Here is a 26882-nt window from a genome sequence, read left to right as displayed (position 1 = left end):
CCGCTTGATCTCTTTGCCAAGGATTTCTCATGGAACAGCTGCCCGCGCAAATGACCGTGGTCGCCATCAGCCAGCCGGGCGGCCCCGAGGTGCTGAAGCCCGAGACGCGGCCCGTTCCCAAGCCGGGGCCCGGCGAGATCCTGATCAAGGTGAAGGCCGCCGGCGTGAACCGTCCCGACGTCGCCCAGCGCTCCGGCAGCTATCCGCCGCCGCCCGGCGCCAGCGACCTGCCGGGGCTGGAAGTCGCCGGCGAGGTGGTGGCGCTCGGCGACGGCGCTCTCCGGCACAAGCTCGGCGACACCGTGATGTCGCTGGTGGCCGGCGGCGGCTACGCGCAATATTGCATCGCCCAGGACGCCCAGGCGATGGCGGTACCTCCGGCGCTGTCGATCAAGGAGGCCGGCGCCCTGCCCGAGACCCTGATGACGGTCTGGCACAACGTGTTCGAGCGCGGCGGCCTCAAGGCGGGCGAGACCCTCCTGGTGCATGGCGGCTCCTCCGGCATCGGCACCATGGCGATCCAGCTCGCCAAGGCGTTCGGCGCCACGGTGCTGGTCACCGTCGGCTCGCAGGACAAGGCGGAGGCCTGCGTCAAGCTCGGGGCGGACCGCGCCATCAACTACAAGACGGAAGACTTCGTGGCGGTGGTCAAGGAGGCGACCGGCGGCAAGGGCGCCAACGTCATCCTCGACATGGTCGGCGGCGACTACATCGAGCGCAACTACGACGCCGCGGCGACCGACGGACGGATCGTCCAGATCGCCTTCCTCGGCAGTGCCAAGGCCACGGTCAACTTCGTCAAGCTGATGGTGAAGCGCCTGACCCACACCGGGTCGACCCTGCGCCCACGCAGCAATGCCGACAAGGCGGCGATGGTGGCCGCGATCGAGGCCAAGGTGATGCCGTTGCTGCGCGAGGGCCGCATCAAGCCGCTGATGGACTCGACGTTTCCACTCGCAGATGCAGCCAAAGCGCATGCACGCATGGAGACCAGCCAACATATTGGCAAAATTGTGTTGGAAATCTAGGCGCAGTCTAAACAGAGCGTGTTTGGAAACTCTTTGATTTTCCTCGCTTTCGTGCCAATGATCGCGCACATCTGAACCGTGCCTGGAACGGCTCCAAATCGTTTGCGAACGTGCCTTTAAGTTTGAACTGTTTCGCTGTGGTTTGGTGTCGAACGCGGAGATTTGACATTGCGTCTGATCAGGTGCCTGGCGTCCATGGTGGCGCTGGGCCTCGTGATGTGTGGTGCCGCTGCCCCCGCTCAGGCCGTTGACGCCGTCAGCGTTCGCAGCGACGCGCCTGCGATCGACCTGACGGGCATCCTCGATCACCAGCGCAGCGAGAACGACCGCATCCAGGTCTCGACCGCGCCCGGCACCGACGGCATCGTCCGCCGCATCGAGGTCCGCGCCCGCGAGGGCGGCCAGAACTGGATCGTGTTCGCGCTGGCCAACAATACCGATGACCAGCTCGACCGCCTGATCGTGGCGCCGCATTACCGCGTGGTCGGCTCCGGCGTGCTGTGGCCCGATCTCGGCCTGTCGCGAATCGCCACCATCACGCCCTCGATCGGCGACCTGCCCGAGCGGCAGGAGAGCCCGACCGCCGACGTCTTCCGCGTCACCCTCGATCCCGGCTCGGTCGTGACCTTCGTCGCCGAATTGCGCACCGACAAGCTGCCGCAGCTCTATCTGTGGGAGCCGGAATCCTACAAGGACAAGGTCAACTCGTTCACGCTGTACCAGGGCATCGTGATCGGCATCTCCGGCCTGCTTGCGCTGGTGTTGACCATCCTGTTCGTGGTCAAGGGCAGCATCATGTTCCCGGCCGCCGCCGCGCTGGCCTGGGCGGTGCTGGTCTATATCGGCGTCGATTTCGGCTTCTGGGGCAAGGTCCTGGACATGTCGAACAACGCCGAGCGGGTCTGGCGCGCCTCCGGCGAGGCGATCCTGGCGGCGACCCTGCTGGTATTCCTGTTTGCTTACCTCAACTTGTCGCGCTGGCACGTCCGCTATTCGCACATCACGCTGGGGTGGCTGTTCTTCCTGGGGTCGCTGGTCGCGGTGGCGCTGTTCGATCCCGCCGTCGCCTCGGGCATCGCGCGCATCTCGCTGCTGCTGATCGCGGTCGTCGGTTTCGCGCTGATCGTCTATCTCTCGAGCCACGGCTTCGACCGTGCGGTGCTGCTGATCCCGACCTGGTTCCTGCTCACGGTCTGGGTCGGCGCAGCCGGCATGACGGTGGCGGGCCAGGTCACCAACGACATCGTCGGACCTGCGCTGCTCGGCGGCCTGGTGCTGATCGTGATGCTGATCGGCTTTACCGTCATGCAGCACGCCTTCGCCGGCGGCGGCGCCACCACCGGCATCGTCTCCGACGTCGAGCGCCGCGCGCTGGCGCTGGCCGGCTCCGGCGACCTGATCTGGGACTGGGACGTCTCCGCCGACAAAGTGTTCACGAGCCCGGAGACCGAGAGCCTGCTCGGGCTGAAGCGCGGCACGCTCGAAGGTCCCGCCGCGAAATGGCTCGAGGTGCTGCATCCGCTCGACCAGGACCGCTTCCGCGCCGCGCTCGACAGCGTGCTCGACCAGCGCCGCGGCCGGCTCGTGCAGGACTTCCGGCTGCGCACGCCCGACGGCCATTTCATGTGGTTCGCGCTGAAGGCGCGCCCCGTGGTCGGCTCCGACGGCGAGGTCTCGCGCGTCGTCGGCACGCTCACCGATGTGACCGAGTTCAAGAATGCCGAGGAGCGGCTGCTCCACGACAGCGTGCACGACAATCTGACCGGCCTGCCCAACCGCAAGCTGTTCATCGACCGTCTCGCCGCGGTCGCCAATTTCGCCAAGACGATGCCGACCCTGCGACCGACCCTGATGGTGATCGATCTCGACCGCTTCAAGCAGGTCAACGATTCCGTCGGCATCGCCGTCGGCGACTCCATCCTGCTCACGCTCGCGCGGCGGCTGTCGCGCATCCTGAAGCCCCAGGACACGCTGGCGCGGCTGGCCGGCGATCAGTTCGGCCTGATCCTGCTGTCCGAGCAGGACCCTGCCCGCATCACGGCGTTTGCCGAGACCATCCGCAAGACCATCCGCGCGCCGATCGCCTTCAACGAGCGCGAGATCTTCCTGACCGCCTCGATCGGGCTCGCGTTGTCCGATCCGCAGACGCAGCTGTCGGAGGACATCATCAAGGATGCCGAGCTTGCGATGTATCATTCCAAGCGCATCGGCGGCGACCGCATCGACGTCTACAAGCCGGCGATGCGCGCCCGCAAGAACGACCGGCTGACGCTCGAAAGCGAACTGCGCCGTTCGATCGAGCGCCAGGAGATCACGATCCTTTACCAGCCGATCGTGCGGCTGGAGGATCGCTCGATCGCCGGGTTCGAGGCCCTGGCGCGCTGGGATCACCCCAAGCTCGGCCGGATGTCGCCGATCGAGTTCATCACCATCGCCGAGGAAATCGGCCTGATCGTCGATCTCGGCACCTTCGTGCTCGACCAGACCGCGCGGCAGCTCTCGGTGTGGCAGCGCGCGACACGGCTGCGCGAGCCGATCTTCGCCAGCGTCAACGTCTCCTCGCGCCAGCTGCTGCGTCACGACCTCATCCACGACATCCGCTCGGTGCTGGCGCGCTCGTCGGTGGCGCGCGGCTCGCTCAAGATCGAGCTGACGGAATCGCTGGTCATGGAGAATCCCGAGCACGCGGCACAGATGCTGACGCGCATCCGCGAGCTCGGCGTCGGCCTGTCGATCGACGATTTCGGCACCGGCCACTCCTCGCTCGCCTATCTGCAGCGCTTCCCGTTCGACACTTTGAAGATCGACCAGTCCTTCGTGCGCACCACCGCGCGGGGCACCCGTCCGGTGATCCTCAAATCGATCATCGCGCTGGCGCACGATCTCGGCATGGATGTTGTGGCGGAAGGCGCGGAGACGGACTCCGATGCCGTCGAGCTCTATCAGCTCGGCTGCGAATACGCCCAGGGCTACGCCTTCGGCGAGCCGATGGACGCCGACGCCGCGATGCGGCTGCTGACCGAAGAGCGGCTGGAAGCGGCGAGCTGAGGCCTGTAATGCATCCAGGAGCGCGACAGCCTCAGGATGCATCTTTTCTTTTGCTTCGTTTCAGGTAGAGTTACCGCGGTACCGCGTAGAGGTGCCGTGTGAGTGATGACCGATGCGTGCTTGCGGGGCAGAAGGCTCGCGACATCGCCTGTTCGCGACGCGCCTAGTCCGTCTCGAACTGCGACAGCGCCGTCAGGGCACGGCGATAATTGTCGGCGCCGAGGCGGCGCGCCACGCGTTTCTCGTGGGCGGCCACCGCGACATTCGCCTTCTTCAGGATCATGCGGCCGCGCGGCGTCAGGCCGAGTGCATGCGCGCGGCGATCCTGCTCGGAGCGCTCGCGCACGATCAGCCCGGCCTGCTGCAGATCGTCGAGCAGCGCGACCATGCGCGCGCGCTCGATGCCGAGCGCCCCGGCGACGGCGATCTGCGTGGCGCCGGGATTGGCGGCGATCGTCTCCATGATCGAATAGAGGATGACGTCGAGCTCGATCGGTGCAAGCGCCGCATTGACGTCACGGAAGATCCAGTGCTGCAGGCGGCGGACGAAATAGCCGAGATGGCTCTCGAGCTCGCCGAGGCCGATCCGGGCATCCTGTCTCGCTGCATCTCGTTGCGCGCGTGCGCGCTCGCTCTTGGGCATGCTGGCTCACTGATATGAGACGCCCATGCCTAGACCCGCGGCATCGCCAGAACAAGCCGCCGCAATTGGTCACGGCAACAATAATTGCAACTTACAACCATTCTGTTAGTCTGACGGGCAACGAATATCAGATGGGAGGGAGGAGCCATGTCGCGCTCAACGACTGCGGCTGACCGCATTGTGACGGCAATGCGGCGGAGCCATGGAGCGGATCGCGCGCCGCAGCGCACCGGCTTCTCTCGCCGCGGACCTGCGGGCACGGCTCGCGTCGACATCGCCTCCAACGCAGCGGAGGTCGCCCATGGCGAATGCTGAACGTCGCACCGAACCTCAACCCGCCATGTTTGCCGAGCCGTCGATCGAGGCGATCAGGCGCGAGGACGGCGCCATCATCCTGCGTTCACGCATGGAGCTGCTGCCCGCCGCACGCTGCACCGGCGAATGGCTGGAGCACTGGGCGCGCACCGTCCCGGACCGGACGTTCCTGGCCGAGCGCCGCGGCGAGACCTGGACCTGGCTCACTTATGGCGAGGCGCTCGCACAGGCTCGCGCCGCAGCCGCCTGGATGCTGGCGCAGGGACTAAGCCCCGACCGCCCGCTTGCGATTCTCTCCGACAACAGCATCGCCCACGCGGTGCTGGCGCTCGCCGCACAGCATGTCGGCATTCCCGTCTGCGCGATCTCGCCGGCCTATTCGCTGATGTCGACCGATCACGAGAAGCTGCGGGCGATGATCAGGCTGCTCGATCCCGGCGCCATCTTCGTCGCCGCACACGGCCCGTTCGCCCGCGCGCTGCAGGCGATCGACGGCCTTCACCGCGCGACGATCGTCACCGGCGATGGCGAGGGCGCCGGCGCCGTGCCGCTGCAGACCTTGACCACGACGAAGCCCGGCCCGGAGGTCGACCGCGCCTTTGCCGCAGTGACGCCCGACACGATTGCAAAGCTGCTGTTCACCTCGGGCTCCACCGGCCAGCCGAAGGCCGTGATCAACACGCACCGGATGCTGACGATGAGCCAGCAGGCCAAGGGCCAGCTCTGGACGTTTCTGCGCGAGGTCGAAGGCGGCCCCGTCATCGTCGACTGGCTGCCATGGAGTCACACCTTCGGCGCCAACCACAATTTCAACCTGGTGCTCGCCCAGGGCGGCTCGATCTATATCGACGGCGGCAAGCCCGCGCCCGGCCTGTTCGAGGCCTCGCTCGCCAATCTCAGGAGCATGGTGCCGACGATCTATTTCAACGTGCCGCGCGGTTTCGACATGCTGGTCGCAGCGCTCAAGACGGACAATGAGCTGCGGCGGAAATTCTTCTCCGGTGTGAAATGCATCCTCTATGCAGCGGCGGCGCTGCCGCAGAACCTCTGGGATGCGCTCAACGAGATGAGCCTGGCCACGATCGGCCGCCCGGCGCCGCTGGTGTCGGCCTGGGGCGCGACAGAGACCTCGCCGCTCGCGACAGACTGCCACTTCTTCGCCGAGCGCGCCGGCAATATCGGCGTGCCGATTCCCGGCACCGAGCTCAAGCTGGTGCCCACCGGCGAGAAGCTCGAGGTCCGCGTGCGCGGCGCCAACGTGATGCCCGGCTATTGGAAGGCGCCCGAGATCACGGCCGCCGCCTTCGACGAGGAAGGCTTCTACAAGATCGGCGACGCTGTGAAGCTCGCCGATCCCGATCATCCGGAGCGCGGCCTGTTCTTCGACGGCCGCATCACCGAGGATTTCAAGCTCAGCTCCGGCACGTGGGTGAATGTCGGCGCGTTGCGCGTCGCCGGCATCGCCGCGCTGGCGCCGCTGGTGCAGGACATCGTGATCGCCGGCCACGGCACCGACGAGGTGCACTTCCTGATCGTGCCGAACGTTCCGGCCTGCCGCAGCAGGGCTGGGCTGGCGGACACGGCCTCGGTCGGCGAGGTGCTCGCGCATCCCGCAGTGCGCGAGGCGATCGCGCAGGGGCTGACGAGACTGCGCACCGAAGCCCTCGGCTCGTCGCGCTACGCGACCCGCGCACTGCTGATGGCGGAGCCTCCCTCGCTCGACGCCGGCGAGATCACCGACAAGGGTTACATCAACCAGCGTGCCGTGCTGAGCCGTCGTGCCAATCTCGTCGCAAGGCTGCAGGACGACGCGGCGGCCGACCTCATCAGGCCGGCTCCAAGCTCCTCCTGAGCGACACGAGGAGCCGAGGCCCGACACAGCGTGCGTCCCGACAGCCGGCGGCGCCGGGCTGCTGCGTGTGAGTTCGTCTCCGTGCGAACATTCTGCCGCATAGTCCGTAGTACTACGTGCAAGACAGCCTCGATTCGGCATGATGCTACCATGGGCACTTAACCGGGCATCAACTGCGATTCCTTAAATTTGCGCGGGAATTTGATCCCTCTCGTGCCCGGGTACATCCATGGCTCAGCCGCGCTTTTCTCTTGCCCTGCGGATCTACGCGATCATCGGGCTGTCTTTCTGTGGACTCATCGGGCTCGCTGCGACGCAGAGCCAGAATCTCGGGACGGCCCTGAAGGATCAGCGGCAAAGCGAGCTCGCCCATCTCACCGAGACTGCCCTCAGCATCGCGCGCGAGGAATATGATTCGATCGCGCGCGACAAGGTCGCGCCCGAGGCCGCGCAGAAGACGGCGGCGGAACGGATCGGCAAGCTGCGCTATGGCAGCGGTGACTACTTCTGGATCAACGACATGGCCCCGAAGATGGTCATGCATCCGATCAAGCCGGAGCTCAACGGCCAGAACCTCGCAGACAACAAGGATCCGACCGGCAAGCGGCTGTTCATGGAGATGGTCGACGTCGTCAAGCGGCAGAAGGCCGGCGTGGTCGACTACATGTGGCCGAAGCCCGGCAAGGACGCGCCCCAGCCGAAGATGTCCTACGTCGCCGGCTTCGAGCCCTGGGGCTGGATCATCGGCACCGGCGTCTATGTCGACGATCTCGAAGCGCAGATGTGGGAGAGCAAGCGCGGCGTGTTCATCGCTGCAATGCTGGTGATGCTGATCATCGGATCGATCACCTTGATCATCGCGCGCCGGATGTCGTCGGCGCTGGCGTCCATGGGCGCCGCGCTGACCGAGCTCGGCCACGGCAATTTCGGGATCAAGCTGCCGGGCCTGACCCGCAGCGACGAGCTCGGCGACATGGCGCGCTCGATCGAGCAGTTCCGGCAGAAGACCGAGGAGAAGGCGCGGCAGACCGCGATGCTCGAGGATGAGCAGCGCCAGGTCGCCGAGCGGATCAAGAGCAAGGCGCTGCAGGAGATGGCGGAAGCGGTGGAGCAGGCCGCCAGCAAGGCGGTCGGCGAGGTCGCCGTCGGCACCGGCCAGATGGCCGGTAACGCCAAGTCGATGACCGACAGCGCCCTGACGTTGGAGCGCAACTCGAGCAGCGTGGCGGCTGCCGCCGAGCAGGCGCTCGCGACCACGCAGACGGTCGCCAAGGCCTCGTCGCAGCTCGCCGCTTCGATCTCGCAGATCTCCAGCCAGGTGAACTCGTCGCGCGAGCTGACACGCAAGGCCGTGGCGGCCTCGTCGGAGGCCCAGGCGACGATTGCGAAATTGTCGGAAGCGGCCGACAAGGTCGGCGCCGTGACCAGCCTGATCAGCGAAATCGCCGGACAGACCAACCTGCTGGCGCTGAACGCGACCATCGAGGCCGCCCGGGCCGGCGACGCCGGCCGCGGCTTTGCCGTCGTCGCCTCCGAGGTCAAATCACTGGCCGAGCAGACCGCAAAGGCGACCAGCGAGATCGCGCAGCAGATCGCCGAGATCCAGGATTCGACGCGAGCCTCGGTGACCTCGATCGGCGCGATCGGCGAGGTCATCCGCAACGTCGAGGCGGTATCCTCCGGAATTGCGGACGCGATCCAGGCGCAGAACAGCGTGACCATCGAGATTTCGCGCACGGTCGAGGAGACCTCGGCCGCGGCACGCGAGGTCGCCACTCAGATTGCCGAGGTGTCCCGCGAGGCCAGCGAGGCCGGCCGGCGCTCGACCGACATCCGCGATGGCTCCACCACCGTCGCCGAGAAGGTCCAGCAGCTGCGCACCGAGTTGGTCCGCGTGATCCGGACCTCCACCGCCGACGTCGACCGCCGGCTCTCGACCCGGCTCAACATCAATCGCCCGGGCACGCTGCAGGTCAACGGGGAACCCATCTCGATCGTCGTTCGCAACCTCTCGCTCGGCGGCGCCCTGCTCGAATCCGTTCCGGTGCGCCTGTCGGTGAACACGTCGGTGACGCTCGCGATCGGCGGCATGGTGTCCGACCTGCCGGGCACGGTCACCCGCGTCGGCGACAGAACGGCGCTCGTGCAGTTCACGCTGAACCCCGAGCAGACGGCGCGACTGACGGCCCTGGTCTCCGACCGCCAGGCGGCGTGAGGCGATCAGACCCGCGTCAGCGGAAATGGCAGGCGACGAGATGCCCCTCGTCGCTCGCCTTGAGCGGCGGCACTTCCTTGCTGCAGACGTCCTTGGCGATCGGGCAGCGGGTGTGAAAGTGACAGCCCGACGGCGGATTGATCGGGCTCGGCACCTCGCCCTTGAGACGGACGCGCTTGCGCTTCACGCTCGGATCCGGGATCGGCACCGCCGACAGCAGCGCCTCGGTGTAGGGATGCTTCGGCGCCGAATAGAGCTGGCGTGACGGCGCGGTCTCGACGATGCGGCCGAGATACATCACCGCGACGCGGCGGCTGATGTGCTCGACCACCGAGAGGTCGTGCGCGACGAACAGATAGGCGATGCCGAACTTCTGCTGCAGATCCTCGAGCAGGTTGATGACCTGCGCCTGGATCGAGACGTCGAGCGCCGACACCGGCTCGTCGCAGATGATCAGCTTGGGCTCGACCGCGATCGCACGCGCAATGCCGATGCGCTGACGCTGGCCGCCGGAAAATTCGTGCGGATAGCGCGTCATGTGGTCGGCCTGCAGGCCGACGGTCTCGAGCAGATGGACGATGCGCGCTTCATATTGTTGTCGCGACGTCGCCAGCCCATGGATCGTCAGCGCCTCGCCGATGATGGCGCCGATCGTCATGCGCGGGTTGAGCGAGGCGTACGGATCCTGGAAGATGATCTGGATGTCGCGACGCAGCGCGCGCAGGTTTTCGCCCGACAGCGCGATGACGTCCTTGCCCTCGAAGTTCAGCTCGCCCGAACTCGGCTCGATCAGCCGGAGCACGCAGCGGCCGGTGGTCGACTTGCCACAGCCGGACTCGCCGACCAGGCCGAAGGTTTCGCTCGGCTCGATGTGGAAGTTGACGCCGTCGACCGCGCGCACGCTCCCGACCTGGCGCTTCAGCAGCCCGCCGCGGATCGGAAACGCCTTGGTGAGATTGCGCACCGTGAGCAGCGGCGCCGGCGCGGTGGAAGGGGCAATGGCAGCTTCGGTCATCACAGCAACGTCTCTTCGGCGCGGATGCACGCCACCTTGTGGCCGGGCTCGATTTCGCGGAGCGGAGGCTGCGCGGTCCTGCAATCGGGAATGGCGAAGCGGCAGCGCGAGGCGAAGCGGCATCCCTCCGGCGGATTGACCAGCTTCGGCACGCTGCCCGGGATGCTCTCCAGCCGGCTCTTCTTGACCGCCGCGAGATCGATCCGCGGGATCGAGCGGATCAGGCCCTGGGTGTAGGGATGGCGTGGATTGGCGAACAGGCGATCGACCGGCGCCTCCTCCGCCACCCGGCCCGCATACATCACGACGACGCGCTGGGCGACCTCGGCGACGACGCCCATGGCGTGGGTGATCAGCATGATCGACATGCCGAGCCGCTCCTTCATGTCGAGCAGCAGATCGAGGATCTGCGCCTGGATCGTCACGTCGAGCGCCGTGGTCGGCTCGTCGGCGATGAGGAGCTTGGGATTGCACGACAGCGCCATCGCGATCATCACCCGCTGGCGCATGCCGCCAGAGAAATGATGCGGATAATCGTTCACGCGGGCTTTCGGATTGGGGATCTGCACCAGCGCCAGCATCTCCGCCGCGCGATCCATCGCCGCCTTCTTGGACAGGCCCTGATGCAGCCGGATCACCTCGGCGATCTGGTCACCGACCGTGTACACCGGATTGAGCGAGGTCATCGGCTCCTGGAACACGATCGCGATCTCGCTGGCGCGGATCTTGTTCATCTCCGACGATCCCAGCGGCACCAGGTCGCGGCCCCGCCACAGGATCTGGCCTCCCGCTATGCGCCCGGGCGGCATCGCGATCAGCTTCAGCACCGACATCGCGGTCACGGTCTTGCCGGAGCCGGACTCGCCGACGACACACAGGGTCTCGCCGCTGCCGATCGAGATGTCGACACCGTCGACGGCCTGAACCTGGCCCTCGTCGGTGTTGAAATAGGTCTTCAGCCCCTTGATCTCGAGGAGCGGAGCTACGCGCGCGTCCATCACATCACCTTCCGCGGATCGAGCGCATCGCGCAGGCCATCGCCGATGAAGTTGATCGCGATGACGGTGAGGAAGATCGCGCCGCCGGCGAACAGCGCCCAATGCGGCGCGATGTCGAGATAGTCCTTGGCGTCGAACAACAGCCGGCCCCAGGTCGGAATGTCCGGCGGGAAGCCGAGGCCGAGAAACGACAGCGTCGATTCCGCGATGATCGCGGCGGCGACGTCGATCGTGCCGGCGACGATGACCGGGCCGAGCGCATTCGGCAGAATGTGACGTGCGACGAGACGAAAATTGGAGGCGCCGAGCGCGCGCGCGGCCTCGACGAACTCCTTCTCGCGCAGCGACAGGAACTGCGCGCGCACCAGACGCGCCACCGGCATCCAGCGGAAGCCGCCGATCACCAGCACGATCAGGACGAAGGTTCCGCCCTCCGGCCCGACCAGGCCCTTCAGCAGGTCGCGGAACAGATAGATCACGAGCAGCAGCAACGGCAGTTGCGGCAGCGACAGGAACAGGTCGGTCAGCCACATCAGCGCGGCGTCGACCGGCCCCTTGGAATTGCCGGCAATGGCGCCGATGACGACGCCGACGAACAGGCCGACCGCCATCGCCGCAAAGCCGACCGCGAGCGAGATGCGGCCGCCATAGATCATGCGGGCGAGAAGATCCTGGCCGAGATCATCGGTGCCGAACGGATGGTCCCATGACGGCGCCGCGAGCCGCGCGGTGAAATCGATCTCGTTGATCGGCACCCGCCAGATCCACGGGCCGACGACGATCGCGAGCGCCAGCAGCGCCAACACGACGATGCTGACGGCCGCGAGGCGATGGCGCAGGAAGCGCCTGATGGCATCTCGTCCGGGCGAGAAGCGGCGTTTCTTCGAAGCCGGCGCGAGCGCCGCCTCAACGGAAGGAGATGCGTGGGTCAAGCCAGCCATACAGGATATCGGCGATGAGGTTGAACAGGACGACGAGGCAGGCGAACACGAAGGTCACCGCCATGATGACGGGCGTATCGTTGGCGAGGATCGCGCTGATCAGGAGCGAGCCGATGCCGGGAATGCGGAAGATCTGCTCGGTGACGATGGCGCCGCCGAACACCGTGGGCATCTGCAGCGCCACCAAGGTCACCACCGGAATCAGCGCGTTGCGCACCACGTGCTTGACGATGACCTTGCTCTCGTCGAGTCCCTTGGAGCGCGCCGTCGTGACGTAGTCGAGCTTGATGACGTCGAGCACGGCCGAACGCACGTAGCGCGTATACGACGCGGCCTGATACAGGCCGAGCACGGTGACCGGCATCACCGCCTGCTTGAAGTTCTCCCACCACCACATCCATCCCGTGGCCTGGATGTCGGCACGATAGACGAACGGCAGCCAACCGAGATTGACGCTGAAGATCAGGATCAGCAGCAGGCCGGTGAAGAAGGTGGGCAGCGAGAAGCCGATGAAGGCGAAGGTGTTGGCGATCTGGTCGAAGATCGAATAGGGCCGCCGCGCCGCCAGCACGCCGACCGGGATTGCCACGAGCAGCGCCAGCAGCTGCGCGGTGCCGACCACGTAGAGCGTGGCCGGGATGCGCTGCAGGATCAGCGTGTCGACGTTGACGCGGCTGGCGAACGAGAAGCCCCAATCGCCATGGATCATGGCGACCAGCCAGCGCACGTAGCGCACCATGATCGGATCATCCATGCCGAACTTGATGCGCAGGGCCTCGCGGACCTCCGGGGGAATGTTCGGGTTGCTCGCGAGCTCGCCGAACGGATCGCCCGGCGCGAGCGCAAGCAGCACGAACAAGATCAGGCTGATGCCGAGCAGGCTCGGCACGGCGACGATGAGGCGCCTGAGAAGGTAGTTTCCCATCGCTCCACCCCTACGATGTCTGGCTGGTCATGCTGGTGGCGCGATCAGGTCTCGCGATACCAGTTGGCAATCTGCCAGAGATCGTTGTCCCAGCCGCTCTTGTTCGCCACCATGCCGTTCTTCAGACCGATGCAGTTGCGGCGGTTGATCTCGGGCAGGATGTAGTTGTCCTGGACGACGAGGTCGTTGAGCTTGATGAACAACGCCGCGCGCTTGACCGGATCGAGCTCGCTCGAGGCCTGCTTGTAGGTCTCGTCATACTCCTTGTTCTGCCAGCGCGAGATGTTGCGGCCCTGCCACTTGTTCTCCTTGGTCGACACCTCCCACGAGGTGAACTGGTTCATGAAGAACTGCGGGTCGGCCTGCGGCATGGTGGTCTGGTACATCTCCATGTCGCAATAGAAGTGCGGATAGGTATCGGGGTTGGCAGGGTCGGAGGAGAAGAACACCGACGCCACCACCGACTTCAGCTCGACCTCGATGCCGGCCTTCTGGAACGCCTGCTTGATGATCGCCTGGTTCTTCTGGCGCGGCGCGTTGATCGAGGTCTGGAACACCAGCTTGATCGGCTTGCCGTCCTTCTCGCGGATGCCGGACGAATTCTTCTTCCAGCCGGCCTCCTCCAGGATCTGGTTGGCCTTCTCGATCGAGAACTCGAACTTGTTGTTCGGCGAGCGGAAGCGCTCCGGGTTGTTGAGGAAGTTCGCGGTCGCAACGCCGGCGCGGCCATAGATGAACTTCTGCACCGAGGCGCGGTCGATCAGGAGGTTGATGGCCTTGCGCACCGCCGGGTCGGTGAAGATCGGATGCTTGGTCTTGACGCTGGAGCGCTCGCCGTCGACCTCGGTCCAGGGATCGGTGACGTTGAGCGCGATGTACTCGATATGGCCGGTGACCGTGAGCTGCGCCCTGCCCTGTCCGCCGGCTTCCAGCTTGGTCAGGATCTCGTCCTCGACCTGCAGATTGTAGGCGTAGTCGTATTCTCCGGTCTGCAGCACCGCACGCGCCGCGGACACCGCGTCACCGCCACCCTTGACCTCGACCGTGTCGAAATACGGCCGGTTGGCCTGGTGATAATCGGGATTGCGCTTGGCGGAAATGGAATCGCCGGGCTTGAAGTCGACGTAGACGTAGGGGCCGGTGCCGACCGGCTTCAGATTGGTCGGCGCCTCGCGCGACTTGGCGCCGATATAGTCGGCGAACAGATGCTTCGGAATGACCAGGCCGTAGGCAGCGACGAACGGATCGGCCCAGAACGGCGTCGGCTGCTTGAAGTTCAGCTTCACCGTGTAGTCGTCGATCTTGTCGATCGACTTGATGCCGCGATAGCTGCCGACGGACACGGCAGCGGTATCGGGATTGACCGAATATTCCCAGTTGAAGATGACGTCGTCGGCGGTGAACGGCTTGCCGTCATGCCATTTCACGCCCTGCTTCAGCTTCCAGGTGACGGAGAGACCGTCGGCGGCGAGCAGGCCGTTCTCCTTGCTCGGAATCTCCGCAGCGAGGATCGGCACCAGATTGCCGTCGGCATCCCAGCCGGCGAGCGGCTCGTAGAACAGCCGGCTCGCTTCCTGGTCCTTGGTGCCGTTGGCGAAATGCGGGTTGAGCAAGGTCGGCGCCTGCCAGAACAGCAGCTTGAGCGGACCGCCGCCGCCGGCCTTGGTCGGCTTGTACGTGATCGGTTCGGCCGCCTGGACGACGCCGGAATGGGCGAGCATCGCGCCGGCCATCGGCGCGGTCAGCCCCACTGCAATCATCCGCTGCACAAATTCGCGCCGCGACAGGCGTCCTGTTTTGACATCAGCGATCTGGCTACGGAGGTCACGCTCGTTCATTCATCGACTCCAGTGTGGTGCTGATTGCCAAAAAAAGCGCCCCGCCAAACATCATCGCGGAGCTGCACAAAATTGGATCAGCCTTCGAAGCCAGTGTCAAAGCAGAATCCGGGCCAATTTCGCAATATGGAAGGGAATGTTTGTCGCACGCCGCAGTGCGGTAAAAGCTTGCTGCGAAGCATCCCCGGAAAATGGAACTGCTCTCCGCCGTGCCGGCCACGGCGGAGAGCGTCGTTTTGGCCGGTGCCGAGCTTGCGCTCAGCTTTCCCGGTACCAGCTGGGTAGCTGCCAGAGATCGTTGTCCCAGCCCGAGGAATGCGTCTGCAGCCCCTTGCGGATGCCGCTGACGCGAGGGCGGTTGAGCTCCGGCAGCACGTGGCGACCCGCGCAGACCGTATCGTTGAGCTTGATGTAGAGCGCGGCGCGCTTCACCGGATCGAGCTCACGCGTCAGCTCGTTGTAGAGATCGTCATACGCCTTGCTCTGCCAGCGCGAGATGTTGCGGCCCTGCCATTTGTTGGCCTTGCTGGCCGCTTCCCATGACACGTACTGGGTCATGAAGGCTTGCGGCTCCGGCGATGCCATCGTGATCATGAGCATTTCCATGTCGCAATAGAAGTGCGTGTAGGTGTCGGGATTGGCGACGTCGCTGGAGAAGAACACCGATCCGACGACGGACTTCAGCTCCATCTCGATGCCGGCCTTCTGGCAGGCCTGCTTGATGATCGCCTGGTTCTTCTGCCGCGGGCCGTTGGTCGAGGTCTGGAACACGATCTTGAGCGGCTTGCCGTCCTTCTCGCGCACGCCGCTCGCGCCCTTCGTCCAGCCGGCGCTCTCCAGAATCTGGTTGGCCTTCTCGACGTTGAACTCGAAGCTCGTGTTCTTCGAGCGATAGCGCTCGGGATTGTTGATGCAGTTCGCCGTGGCGATGCCGCCGCGGCCGTAGATGAACTTCTGGATCGAGGTGCGGTCGATCAGCAGGTTGATCGCCTCGCGCACGGCCGGATCCGAGAACAGCGGATGCCTGGTCTTGAGACTCGACCGCTCGCCGTCGACCTCGACATTGGGATCGGTGGCGTTGAGCAGGATGAATTCGAGATTGCCGGTCGGCACGATCTCGGCGACGCCGGTGCCGCCGGCCTCCAGCTTGACCAGGATCTCGTCCTCGACCTGCAGATTCCAGGCGTAGTCGAACTCGCCGGTCTGCAGCACCGCGCGCGCGGCCGATACAGCATCGCCGCCGCCCTTGATCTCCAACGTGTCGAAATACGGCCGGTTGGGCACGTGATAGTCGGGATTGAGCTTGCCCGTCAGCATGTCGCCGGGCTTGAAGTCGACGAACAGGTAGGCGCCGGTGCCGACCGGCTTGAGATTGTTCGGCGCCTCGCGCGACTTGGCGCCGATATAGTCGCCGAACAGATGCTTCGGAATGATCGCGCCACGCCCGCCGACGAACGGCGTGAACCATTGCGGCGTCGGCTGGCTGAACACGAGCCGGACGGTGTGGTCGTCGATCTTCTCGATCGTCTTGATGTCCTTGTAGTCGCCGATCGTGACCGCCGACGTCTCCGGGGTGCTGGCATATTGCCAGTTGAAGATCACGTCCTCGGCCGTGAAAGGCTGACCGTCATGCCATTTCACGCCGGGTTTGAGCTTCCAGACGACCCAGGTGCCGTCGGGCGCGACGGTGCCGTTGGCGACGCTGGGAATCTCGGCCGCGAGCACCGGCACGAGATTGCCCTCGGCATCCCAGCCGGCCAAAGGCTCGTAGAACGCGCGCGAGGATTCCTGGTCCTTGGCCCCGATCGCAAAATGCGGATTGAGCAGCGTCGGCGCCTGCCAGAACAGGATCCGCAGCGGTCCGCCGCCGCCGGCCTTGGTCGGCTTGTAGGGAAACGCCTGCGCGGCCATAGCGACCCCGGAATGCGCCAGCATCATTCCGGCCAGCGGCGCGGTCAGCCCGAGGGCAAGCATCCGCTGCACGAAGTCGCGGCGCGACAGCCGCCCCTCTTTGACCGCAGCGATCTCGCGGCGGAGGTTCTGTTCATTCATGGCCGTGTCTTTCTCCAAACCTTCGGCGACTATTTGAGCGGGCTGCCGTCGCCCCTTCAAGGCTCCGTATGGCCGCATGCCCGGCGGCCTCCAGCCGAAGGCACGATCCGGGCCAACCGCTGCGACATCGATTCAGCGCGGCGGCTTCAGCTTGCGGAAGCGGACGCCCTTTCCATCCGGCAGTCGCGTGGCGACATAGCCCGCCGCGAGGCAGGCCTCGCGCTGTGGCATCTTCTCCTGCGGACTGCGCAGGCTGTCCCACCAGGAGGCTCGCTGCGCGGCGCGCGGCAGGCTGTCACCGATCAGCTCCTCGATCTCATCGAGGCTGAGCACCAGCTCGGGACGGCTCTGCCGCTCCAGATAATCGCGCAGGGCATCATAGTCGGGCAAGTTCAACTCCATTGGACAGGACAGCCTCGGCGCGCCGCAACTCGCGACGGCAATCACTCGTTAACCTAACATGGGTTACTCCGGCGTATCCGTCAGGCTACGGACGGGACTCCACGGGGACGGGACGAGCCGATGCGCTGGAAACGCCGAACGGGCCAGGCCAAGCCGCCTTGGCGTCTCTCGGCGCGCACGCTGGTGACCTGCTCCATCTCGACCATCATCGGGTTCTCCGCCATCTGTGCCAGCGTCATGATCGACCTGCGCCGGGGCGAGGACGTCCGCGCCCGGCAGTCGCTGGACAATCTCGCCGCCGGCATCGGCGCCGACATCAGCCGCAACATCGAGATGTATGATCTCTCCTTGCGCGCGGTCGCCGGCAACATGTTGCTGCCCGAAATCAAGCAGGTCAGCAAGCCGATCCGGCACCTGATCCTGTTCGATCGCCCCTCCACCGCGAGGAATTTCGGTGCCATCCAGGTATTCGACGCCCGGGGCCGGCTCACCCTCGACTCGGCGACCCTCGATCCTCTGCCCGAGGACCGCAGCGATGCCGAATTCTTCCAGGTGCATCGTGATCGCCCGGACATCGGCCTCTTTGTCAGCCGGCCCGCGGAGCGTGGCGGCCAGTCTTTCATCGTGCTCAGCCGCCGCATCTCCGCGCCCGACGGCGGCTTCGCCGGCGTCGTCGCCGGCTCGATCCGCCTCGGCTATTTCCGCGACCTGTTCGGCCGGCTCTCGCTTTCGCCCGGCGTCGGCATCACCGTGTTCGGGCGCGACGGCACCATCATCGTCACCGCGCCGTTCGATGCCGCTGCGATCGGCCGCAATCTGGCACGGAGGCCCGAGGTGACCCGCGCTCTCACCGAGCCGAGCGGCTGGTCGAGCACCGGCGCGCTGGACGACCAGCCGCGGCTGCTGATCTGGCGCAACGGCAACGATCCGCTGGTGGTGGTCGCCAGCCGGACCTGGGACAGCGTCTATGCGGTCTGGCGCAACGAGGCGGCGCAGATCGGCGCGATGATGCTGGCGCTCATCGTCTTCGTGCTCGCCGCAACGCAAGTCGCCGCGCGCGAGATCCAGCTGCGCACCAAGGTCGAGTCGAGACTCGAACGGCTGGCCACGACCGATCCACTGACCGGCCTGAAGAACCGTCGCAAGTTCGACGAGACGATCGAGATCGAGTGGCGGCGCGCGCAGCGGGCCCAGGTCCCGCTGGCGCTGCTGATGATCGATGCCGATCATTTCAAGAGCTACAACGACACCCATGGGCACCAGGCGGGCGACCAGGTGCTGGTCGGGATCGCCGTCTGCATTTCGGATTCGGTGCGGCGGGCCGGCGACTGCGCGGCGCGTTATGGCGGCGAGGAGTTCGCGGTGCTCCTGCCGGGGACCGCGGAGACCGACGCGCTGCATGTGGCGGAGACGATCCGCACCAAGGTCGCGCTCTGGGCGGGAGAGACGGCCAACACCTCGATCAGCATCGGCGTCGCCAGCATCAAGCCGTCGCGCGAGACCGATTGGACCGGACTGTTGAATGCCGCCGACCGGGCGCTCTACATGGCCAAGGCGGCGGGCCGCAATTGCTGCGCCACCGCAGCGGTGCCGCAGCCGCTCCGCTCAGCCGCGCTGGCGGCGTGACCCGCCAGCCGCTCGCCTCTTACGATCAGATCTTGGCCTCGAGGTACTTCTTCATGTCGGCGCGCAATCCGTCGCGCAGATCGGCGCGCGCCATGGCGAAGGCGATGTTGGCCTTCAGGAAGCCGGACTTCGAGCCGCAATCATGCCGCTCGCCGTCGAAATCCACGCCATAGAATTTCTGCGTCTTCGACAGCCCGATCATCGCGTCGGTCAGCTGGATCTCGCCGCCGGCACCGCGCTCCTGCGTCGCCAGGATCTTGAAGATCTCCGGCTGCAAGATATAGCGCCCGGTGATCGAGAAGTTCGACGGCGCGGTGCCCTTGGCCGGCTTCTCGACCATGCCGTCGACCTCGAAGATCTTGCCGTCACGCGGGCCTACGCCGCAGATGCCGTATTGATGGGTCTGGTCCGCCGGCACCTCCTGCACCGCGAGCACGTTGCTCTTCTCGGGCAGCTTGCTGGCCGCAGCAATCATCTGCGCCAGGCAGCCCGGCGAATTCAGCACCAGCTCGTCCGGCAGCACCACCGCGAACGGCTCGTCGCCGACGATGTCGCGCGCGCACCACACGGCGTGGCCGAGGCCGAGCGGCGCCTGCTGGCGGGTGAAGCTGACCGCGCCCGCCTCCGGCTGGTCGCGCGCCAGGATCTCGATCTCGGTCTTCTTGCCGCGCGCCGCGAGCGTCGCGTCGAGTTCGTACATGCGGTCGAAATGGTCCTCGATCGCGGTCTTGTTGCGCCCGGTGACGAACACGAAATGCTCGATGCCGGCCTCCTTGGCTTCATCGAAGACGTATTGGATGAGCGGCTTGTCGACGATCGTCAGCATCTCCTTCGGCATCGCCTTGGTGGCGGGAAGGACGCGGGTGCCGAGACCGGCGACCGGAAAAACGGCTTTGCGGATCTTCATGGGGATGACTAGACCTTGTGGCGATATGAATGCGAAATCGATCGCATTTTAGGTAGCTCGTTTGCAGCCGAGAACAAAGGCGGATGTTGGTCCAGTGTTCCGCGCGAGGCGGATCGAAAGGCTAATTTTCGCTGCGGAAATCGTTAACCTTGTTAATCTGCCGTTAAGCAGGACCGGGCCTCGTGGAGGCCGATCTTCCACGCGATCTGGATCGAGACATGATGCGACGGAACGTGATGCTGACAGCTCTGAAGGCCGGTGCCGGGGCGGCGGTTCTGGCCACGGCGTTGGCGGTGGTGTCCGGTTCCGCATTGGCGCAATCCGGCAATCCGCTGAACTTCCTGGACGGCCTGTTTACGGGGACCCTGACCAAGGGAAATCCAGGCCCGAGCCAGCCCGCGCAGGCTCCCTCCCCGGGCGGCCCGCAACCCTGGAGCGGCGAGGACGGCGCCTCCGGCCATCCGCTGATGACCGCGGCCGCGATTCGCGAGGCCGCCGGCAATTTCGATGCGTGCGTCGCCGGGATGTGGCCAGATGCCGCACGCCGCAACATCACCCAGGACAATTTCCAGCGCTTCACCGCCGGCCTGTCGCCGGACCTGCGCATCATGGACCTGATGGACGCGCAGCCGGAATTCACCAAGTCGATCTGGGATTATCTCGACATCCTGGTGAACGACAATCGCATGGCCAAGGGCCGCGAGGTGCTGGCGAAGTACAAGCCGCAGTTCGATGCGGTCGAACGCGCCTATGGCGTCGACCGCTACATCATCGCCGCGATCTGGGGCATCGAGTCCAACTACTCGACCCAGATCGGTGACCGCAGCGTGCTGCAGTCGACTGCCACGCTCGCCTGCATCGGCCGCCGCCAGGCCTATTTCAAGGACGAGTTCCTGTCGGCGCTGGAGATCCTCAACCGCGGCGATCTCAGGCCCGAGCAGCTCCGCGGCTCCTGGGCGGGGGCCTTCGGCCCGACCCAGTTCATGCCCACCGCCTTCAAGCGCTTCGCGGTGGATGCCGACGGCGACGGGCGCCGCGACGTCGTCGACAACCCCGCCGACCTGATCGCCTCGACTGCCAACAACCTCAAGAAGGACGGCTGGCAGAGCGGCCAGAGCTGGGGCTACGAGGTCGTGGTGCCGCAGGGCTTCAACTACATGCTGGCCGACCGCGCCAAGAGCATGAGCTTCGGTCAATGGGAGCAGCTGGGCCTGCGCCGCGCCAACGGCCAGCCGTTCCCCGCCACGACCGAGAAGGCCTATCTGCTGGCGCCAGCAGGCGCCCAGGGACCCGGGTTCCTGATGCTGCAGAACTTTCGCGTCATCATGAAATACAATCCCGCCGAGGCCTATGCGCTGGCGATCGGGCATTTCGCCGACCGCCTGCGCGGCGCACCGCCGTTCGTGCAGGCCTGGCCGCGCGAGGAGCGCACGCTGTCGCGCGCCGAGCGGCTGGAGCTCCAGCAGCTGCTGGCCCAGCGCGGGTTTTACCGCGGCACGCCCGACGGCCAGTTCGGCGGCCAGACCCGCGAGGCGTTGCGGAGCTTCCAGGCCTCGATCGGGGCGCCGGCGGACGGTTTTGCCACCTCCGACGTGCTGGAACGGCTGCGCGGACGCTGATCTGCCTCGATCGGCCCGCTCCGGTAACCTTTTGGGGCGATTGCCGGGGGCCATCAACACCATCCGGTGAATGCCCGTTTGCGGCCTGATTCGGGTCCTATTATATGGTTGGTCACGGTTTCGCCGCACGGCAGGTGCGGACGGGTGCGCATGTCAAAGCTGAAGTCCATCCTCAAGCTGTTGAACGAGCCCGGCCCGGCGGTCGTGCTGGCCGTCGTCATCGCCATGCTGGTCGGAATCACCGGCCCGGCCTCGGCCCAGTTCTTCAACTTCAACCCGTTCTCCTCACCCCGTCCGGCGCCTCGCGGCGGCGGCGGTGGCGGAGGCTGGTTCGGCGGCGACTTCTTCTCGCCGTATCAGCCGCAGCAGCCGAAGAAGGTCACCCAGGATTATTCCAAGGCGCCGCCGCCGGAGAAGCGCGACAATGCCAGCGCCCCGGACCGCTATGTGCTGGTGCTCGGCGACGGCATGGCCGACTGGCTCGCCTACGGCCTGGAGGACGCCTATTCGGAGCAACCGGATATGGGCGTCACCCGGCGGATCAGGACCAATTCCGGTCTCATCAAGTACCAGCCCAAGGGCGAGCCGGCCGACTGGGCCGCCGCCGCCAAGGGCATCCTGGCCACCGAGCGCGCCGACGCGATCGTGATCATGCTGGGGCTCAACGACCGGATCTCGATCCGAGAGCCGGCCGTCGAGAAGACCGACGACAAGAAGGCGGACAAGGCCAAGAAGGACGCCAAGGCCAAGCCCGGCGAGGCGAAACCTGGAGACGCCAAGCCAGGAGAGGCCAAGTCTGGGGATGCCAAGTCTGGGGAGGCGAAGGCCGGCGACGCCAAACCAGGCGACACCAAGGCCGGGGATGCCAAGCCCGACGCGAAGACGGACACCGCCGCCAAGCCGGACAGTGAGCTGCCGCAGGACGAGGTCGACAACGACGCTCCCGCCGTCGCAGCGCCGGAGAGGACCGCGCGCACACCGGGCGGCCTCACCGAATTCCGCGACGAGCGCTGGGTCGAGCTCTACACCAAGAAGATCGAGGAGCTGATCGCGGTCGCCAAGACCAAGGGCGTGCCGGTGCTGTGGGTCGGCCTGCCCGCCGTGCGCGGCCCCAAGGGCACGGCCGACACGCTGTTCCTGGATTCGCTTTATCGCGACGTCGCCGGCAAGACCGGCATCACCTATGTCGACGTCTGGGACGGCTTCGTCGACGAGGCCGGCCGCTTCCTGCACAAGGGCCCGGATTTCGAAGGCCAGATCCGCCAGCTGCGCTCCTATGACGGCGTCTATTTCACCAAGCCCGGCGCGCGCAAGCTGGCGCATTATGCCGAACGCGAGATCAACCGGCTGCTCGCGGCCCGCTCCACACCGCTGGAGCTGCCGAACGAGCCGGCCACGCCGGACGCCAATGCGGTCCCCGGCCAGCCCGCGCCGCGCCCGATGGCGGGACCAATCCTGCCGCTGGTGGCCTCGTCGGTCGGTACCGATCAACTGCTCGGCGGCCCCGGCTCCCGCCCCGCGGCGGTCGACGCATTGGCCTCGCGGACGCTGGTCAAGGGCGAGGCGCTGAGCCCGCCAGCCGGACGCGCCGACGATTTCGCCTGGCCACGCCGCGAGGTCGGCCGCGAACAGGCCAAGGAGCCGCCGAAGGAGCTTGCCAAGCCTGATACGCCGGTCGCGTCGACGTCCCCGGCCGAGACCAATCCGGCAGCCCCTGGCCAGCTTCCGCCGCAGCAGCGGCCCAAGCGGCTGACGACGCCGGCAGCGCCCGGGCAAGCAGCGCCCAGTCAGGCGCAACAGCCGAACCCCAATGGGCAGGCGAACCAGAACGGCCGGGGCTTCCAGGAGTTCTTCGGCTTCGGCGCGCCACAACAGCAGCCGGCGCCGCCACCGCGGCCGCCGGCCGCCCGCAATCCCAACGGCCCGCCACGGCCGCCGGCAGCCGTGGGCCGTTCGGCGGCGGCGCTCGACGGGCCCGTCCGCTGATCGCGGACGCAGCAAGATTGGTCAACGATCAGACCGTGACGCGACTCGATACCTCGAATGACAAACCGGCCCGCATTCGCAGGAATGCGGGCCGGTTTCTATTCAGGCTTTGACCGTCGGTGCGAGAGCTCAGTAGCGCCAGCGCTGCGGCTGCGGCCGGCTCGAGGGGCGCATCAGCATGGCGAGCATGAAGCCGATGCCGCCAGCGACCAGCAGCGCGCCCATCGGATTGTCCTGAACCCGCTTGGTCAGCGCCTGGGTGCCATCACGCAGCGTGTCGGTGCTGCTGCCGAACGTGTCCTTGGCGTAGTCCATGGCCGCATCGCCGGCATCGCGCGCGGCGTCCTTGGCCTGACCGTAGAGATTCTGCACGACACCCGACGCCTCGCGCGCACGCCCCGACGCCTGGGTGCTCTTGTCGCCGGTCATCTCGCCAATGCCGGCTTCGACCTTGCCTGCGACATCCTTCGCCGTTCCGGTCAAACGATCCGTATCCATCGCCGCTTCTCCTTGTCTCGCGTTTGCGGGCTTTCCGCTGTGCTAACCAGCAGGGACGAGGACGGTTCCGGCCGACTACAAAATCAGGCCGCCATCGACGACGATGGTCTGACCGATGATGTAGGACGACAGCGGCGAGGCGAGGAACAACGCCGCGCCTGCCATGTCCTGCGGCGTGCCCAGCCGCCTCAGTGGAATGCGCTGCAGGGCGCCTTCGAGGCGCTGCGGATTGGCGGTCGTCACCTTCGTCATCTTGGTATCGACGAGACCCGGCGCGATGCCGTTGACGCGGATGCCGTCCGCGGCCCACGCCTCGGCCAACGTCCGTGTCAGCCCGACCGCGCCGGTCTTGGACGCGTTGTAGGCCGGATTGCCCATGGTCGAATGAAAGGCCGCAGTCGACGACACGATGATCAGCGCGCCCTTGGCATCGCGCAGCAGACTGTGAAACTTCGTCGCACAGGCCATCAAGCTGATGAGATTGACCTCCATCACCTTGCGGAAGCCGTCCATCGCGAACTCGCCGCGACGGTACAGCACCGCGCCCTGTGCCAGCACCAGCACGTCGAGCCGCCCGAAGCGCGGCGCGAACGCCTCGATCGCGGCGGCATTGCTGACATCGAGCTGCTGATAGTCCAGCCCGTCGAGATCGGAGCCTTCGTCAGCCGCATAGTCCGCCGCGCTGGCGCGCGTGCCGCAGACCGCGACCTCAGCGCCCTGCTGTCGAAACGCCTGCGCGATGCCGTTGCCGATGCCGCTGGAACCGCCGACCACCAGCACCTGCCGTCCCGAGAAATCGAGCGCGTTCATCTCCCTGGCCCTTGTCTTGTTGTTTGTTCGACCTGTGTGGAGAGCACCGGCCGCGCTGTCAACGCCAGCGGCCTCACTTCGAAGGCGTCAGCCGCTTGAGCCGGCCGGGCGAGTCGTCCTCGATGATCCAGACCGCACCATCGGGCGCCACCGCAACGTCGCGGATGCGCTCACCCATATCCCAGCGCTCGGCCTCGTCCGGCTGGCCGTCCCCACGGAACGCCACGCGCACCAGCGCATGCGCCCTGAGCCCCCCGATCAGCGCCGATCCCTTCCATTGCGGGAACAAGGCGCCATCATAGAAAGCGAGGCCCGCGGGCGCGATCACCGGATCCCAATAGAGCGGCGGCGCCGTGAGGTCCGGCCGTGTCGCATGACGCGGGATCGGCGTGCCGTCGTAATTGTCGCCGTTCGAGACCAGCGGCCAGCCGTAGTTCTTTCCCGGTTCGATCAGGTTCAGCTCGTCGCCGCCGCGCGGGCCCATCTCGTGCAGCCAGAGCCGGCCGTCCGGGGCGAAGGCAAGGCCATAGGGATTGCGATGGCCCGTGGTCCATGTCTGGGCCCGCACACCCTTGTCCTCGGCCATCGGATTATCCGACGGCGTCGCGCCATCGAGATTGAGCCTGAGCACCTTGCCGCGGGCCTGGCGTGGATCCTGGGCGCTGGTCGGCTGCATGCGGTCGCCGACGGTCAGGAACAGATGTGTTCCGGCTGGATCGAACGCGATGATGCCGCCGGGCTGACCGCCGCCGCCCGCCGGCGTCTGCCGCCAGATGACCGTCGGTTCGCTCAGCATGGCGCGATCGTTGGCCAGCGACAGAACGGCACGGGTGAGCACGAGGCGGCTGCCCTCGGTGCTCGGCTCGGTATAGCTGATATAGACCTGCGACGTCGTCGCGAAGGCCGGTGAGATCGCGATGTCCAACAGGCCGTTCTGCCCGCGTGCGGCCACCGCCGGCACGTTGCCGATCTCTGTCTTCTGGCCGCTCTGGGTCACGATGTAGATCCGTCCGGGCTTCTCCGTGATCAGCATCCGGCCATCAGGCAGGAAGGCGATGGCCCAGGGCGTATCGAATTCGGCTACGCTCTGCGCATTGAAGGGCTGCACGGCGCTGGCCTTGCGGCCACCGGCGTTGATGCCGTCCGCCTGCGCCACATCGGCAGCAAGCAATCCCGCTGCCAAAGCCAAGCCAATGACTGTCTTGAACGCCATGATCACTCCGGTTCGTTGAGCCCTGTCGTGAGGCAACGTGAATGCGGCCATGTCGGATCGGTGCTGACCAAATGCGTCCGATCAGTGATAATCCCGAAGACGCCGACGCGATGTGCATTTTTCCGTGAGCCGCAAATATGCAGGACCACAAGCAACTCAGCCGATCCGTCCGGGGATTGAACGTCCTGATCACGGGTGCGGCATCCGGGATGGGCCGTGCGACCGCGCGCGTGTTCGCCGACGACGGGGCGCGGGTCGCCGTCACCGACATCGACGCGGACGGCGCGCACGCCGTGGCGACGACCATCGCGGTGGCGGGCGGAACGGCGCGCGCCTGGCAGCTCGACCTGACCGATCGCGACGCCATCACGGCCGTGGTCAACGAGGCCGCGGCACATTTCGGCGGGCTCGACATCGTCGTCAACAATGCCGGCATCTCGGTGCGCGTCGCGATCGACGACGACAGCTATGACGACGCCTGGGCCAAGGGTCTTTCCGTGATGCTCACGGCGCAGCAGCGCGTCATCCGCGCCGCGCTGCCGCACCTGCGTCGGTCGCGATGCCCGCGCATCGTCAACATCGCCTCGACCGAGGCGCTCGGCGCGACCGCGCTGCACAGCGCCTACTCCGCCGCCAAGGCGGGCGTCACCGGACTGACGCGCTCGCTCGCGGTCGAGCTCGGCCGCGACGGCATCACCGTCAACTGCATCTGCCCGGGGCCGATCACGACGGCGATGACCGCGCGCATTCCCGACGAGCAGAAGGCCATTTATGCGAGACGGCGCACCGCGCTCGGACGATACGGCGATCCCGAGGAGGTGGCGCATATGACGCTGAGCCTGTGCTTGCCGGCGGCCTCGTTCATCACCGGCGCCGTCATTCCGGTCGACGGCGGACTGATGGCCCGCAACGCGTGACGTCTGACGGGCCGGCATGACAGCCGTGCGCGAG

Annotated in this window: 20 protein-coding genes; 8 read left to right on the top strand and 12 right to left on the bottom strand. The window is 66.3% G+C overall.

All coding sequences use genetic code 11. The features are described 5' to 3' along the window. Positions 1–29: 29 nt before the first annotated feature. Positions 30–1028 carry an NAD(P)H-quinone oxidoreductase gene (locus tag QX108_RS24855; protein WP_315783507.1) on the top strand — a complete coding sequence of 333 codons (999 nt, stop codon included), beginning with the start codon at positions 30–32 and terminating at the stop codon, positions 1026–1028. Positions 1029–1196: 168 nt separating this feature from the next. Beyond that, positions 1197–4076 (top strand): EAL domain-containing protein, encoded by a 2880-nt coding sequence (locus QX108_RS24850; RefSeq protein WP_172134417.1) that lies wholly within the window; start codon positions 1197–1199, stop codon positions 4074–4076. 163 nt (positions 4077–4239) lie between these two features. Here QX108_RS24850 and QX108_RS24845 read toward each other — a convergent pair whose 3' ends face one another. Further along, complete coding sequence (locus QX108_RS24845) at positions 4240–4719, bottom strand: MarR family winged helix-turn-helix transcriptional regulator (RefSeq protein ID WP_315783504.1); 480 nt, start codon at positions 4717–4719, stop codon at positions 4240–4242. Between the two features lie 301 nt (positions 4720–5020). On the opposite strand from QX108_RS24845, the gene QX108_RS24840 reads away from it, so the two are divergent. Together QX108_RS24840 and QX108_RS24835 are read left to right on the top strand one after the other, a co-directional pair. Then, positions 5021–6886 (top strand): feruloyl-CoA synthase, encoded by a 1866-nt coding sequence (locus tag QX108_RS24840; RefSeq protein ID WP_315783503.1) that lies wholly within the window; start codon positions 5021–5023, stop codon positions 6884–6886. A 229-nt stretch (positions 6887–7115) separates the two neighbouring features. Then, positions 7116–9101 (top strand): cache domain-containing protein, encoded by a 1986-nt coding sequence (locus QX108_RS24835; RefSeq protein ID WP_315724476.1) that lies wholly within the window; start codon positions 7116–7118, stop codon positions 9099–9101. Positions 9102–9117: 16 nt separating this feature from the next. Here the strand turns inward: QX108_RS24835 and QX108_RS24830 are convergent, their stop codons facing one another. The 7 genes from QX108_RS24830 to QX108_RS24800 form a co-directional block, all read right to left on the bottom strand. Then, positions 9118–10116 carry a dipeptide ABC transporter ATP-binding protein gene (locus tag QX108_RS24830; protein ID WP_315724474.1) on the bottom strand — a complete coding sequence of 333 codons (999 nt, stop codon included), beginning with the start codon at positions 10114–10116 and terminating at the stop codon, positions 9118–9120. Further along, positions 10116–11114, bottom strand: a complete 999-nt coding sequence (locus QX108_RS24825; RefSeq protein WP_210265493.1) for an ABC transporter ATP-binding protein — start codon at positions 11112–11114, stop codon at positions 10116–10118. The genes QX108_RS24830 and QX108_RS24825 overlap by 1 nt, the downstream gene beginning before the upstream one ends. Next, positions 11114–12055: an ABC transporter permease gene (locus QX108_RS24820; RefSeq protein ID WP_315724471.1), complete on the bottom strand. Its 942-nt coding sequence runs from the start codon at positions 12053–12055 to the stop codon at positions 11114–11116. Before QX108_RS24820 ends, QX108_RS24825 begins: the two co-directional genes overlap by 1 nt. Continuing rightward, the gene (locus QX108_RS24815; protein ID WP_172110026.1) at positions 12021–12980 is read right to left on the bottom strand and encodes an ABC transporter permease; all 960 of its coding nucleotides are present in this window, start codon (positions 12978–12980) and stop codon (positions 12021–12023) included. Before QX108_RS24815 ends, QX108_RS24820 begins: the two co-directional genes overlap by 35 nt. 44 nt (positions 12981–13024) lie before the next feature. Further along, complete coding sequence (locus QX108_RS24810; protein WP_315724468.1) at positions 13025–14818, bottom strand: peptide ABC transporter substrate-binding protein; 1794 nt, start codon at positions 14816–14818, stop codon at positions 13025–13027. A 258-nt stretch (positions 14819–15076) separates the two neighbouring features. After that, positions 15077–16870: a peptide ABC transporter substrate-binding protein gene (locus QX108_RS24805; protein ID WP_315783502.1), complete on the bottom strand. Its 1794-nt coding sequence runs from the start codon at positions 16868–16870 to the stop codon at positions 15077–15079. 132 nt (positions 16871–17002) lie between these two features. Continuing rightward, positions 17003–17260, bottom strand: coding sequence for a hypothetical protein (locus tag QX108_RS24800; protein ID WP_172110029.1), 258 nt, complete (start codon positions 17258–17260; stop codon positions 17003–17005). A 132-nt stretch (positions 17261–17392) separates the two neighbouring features. Here QX108_RS24800 and QX108_RS24795 point away from each other — a divergent pair, with 132 nt between their 5' ends. Then, the gene (locus QX108_RS24795; protein ID WP_315783500.1) at positions 17393–18898 is read left to right on the top strand and encodes a sensor domain-containing diguanylate cyclase; all 1506 of its coding nucleotides are present in this window, start codon (positions 17393–17395) and stop codon (positions 18896–18898) included. 25 nt (positions 18899–18923) lie between these two features. On the opposite strand, the gene galU is transcribed toward QX108_RS24795, so the two are convergent. Further along, positions 18924–19805: a UTP--glucose-1-phosphate uridylyltransferase GalU gene (gene galU, locus QX108_RS24790; RefSeq protein ID WP_315724462.1), complete on the bottom strand. Its 882-nt coding sequence runs from the start codon at positions 19803–19805 to the stop codon at positions 18924–18926. 218 nt (positions 19806–20023) lie between these two features. Here galU and QX108_RS24785 point away from each other — a divergent pair, with 218 nt between their 5' ends. Continuing rightward, on the top strand, positions 20024–21424 hold the full coding sequence (locus QX108_RS24785; RefSeq protein ID WP_315783498.1) for a lytic murein transglycosylase: 1401 nt from the start codon (positions 20024–20026) through the stop codon (positions 21422–21424). A 150-nt stretch (positions 21425–21574) separates the two neighbouring features. Continuing rightward, entirely contained in the window at positions 21575–23410 is a 1836-nt protein-coding gene (locus QX108_RS24780) for a DUF459 domain-containing protein (protein WP_315724458.1), read from the top strand. A 129-nt stretch (positions 23411–23539) separates the two neighbouring features. Here the strand turns inward: QX108_RS24780 and QX108_RS24775 are convergent, their stop codons facing one another. From QX108_RS24775 to QX108_RS24765, 3 genes are all read right to left on the bottom strand, one after another. Next, the gene (locus QX108_RS24775; protein WP_315783496.1) at positions 23540–23908 is read right to left on the bottom strand and encodes a CsbD family protein; all 369 of its coding nucleotides are present in this window, start codon (positions 23906–23908) and stop codon (positions 23540–23542) included. A gap of 75 nt (positions 23909–23983) precedes the next feature. Next, on the bottom strand, positions 23984–24718 hold the full coding sequence (locus QX108_RS24770) for an SDR family NAD(P)-dependent oxidoreductase (protein ID WP_172134424.1): 735 nt from the start codon (positions 24716–24718) through the stop codon (positions 23984–23986). Positions 24719–24791: 73 nt separating this feature from the next. Further along, the gene (locus tag QX108_RS24765) at positions 24792–25931 is read right to left on the bottom strand and encodes a PQQ-dependent sugar dehydrogenase (RefSeq protein ID WP_315724453.1); all 1140 of its coding nucleotides are present in this window, start codon (positions 25929–25931) and stop codon (positions 24792–24794) included. Between the two features lie 137 nt (positions 25932–26068). Between QX108_RS24765 and QX108_RS24760 the strand changes: the two genes are divergently transcribed. Next, positions 26069–26848: an SDR family NAD(P)-dependent oxidoreductase gene (locus tag QX108_RS24760; protein ID WP_315783494.1), complete on the top strand. Its 780-nt coding sequence runs from the start codon at positions 26069–26071 to the stop codon at positions 26846–26848. The last annotated feature ends 34 nt before the right edge of the window (positions 26849–26882 follow it).

This window comes from Bradyrhizobium sp. SZCCHNR1002 (genome assembly GCF_032381435.1).
Lineage (GTDB): Bacteria > Pseudomonadota > Alphaproteobacteria > Rhizobiales > Xanthobacteraceae > Bradyrhizobium > Bradyrhizobium aeschynomenes.
This window is presented reverse-complemented; position numbering and strand designations above follow the sequence as displayed.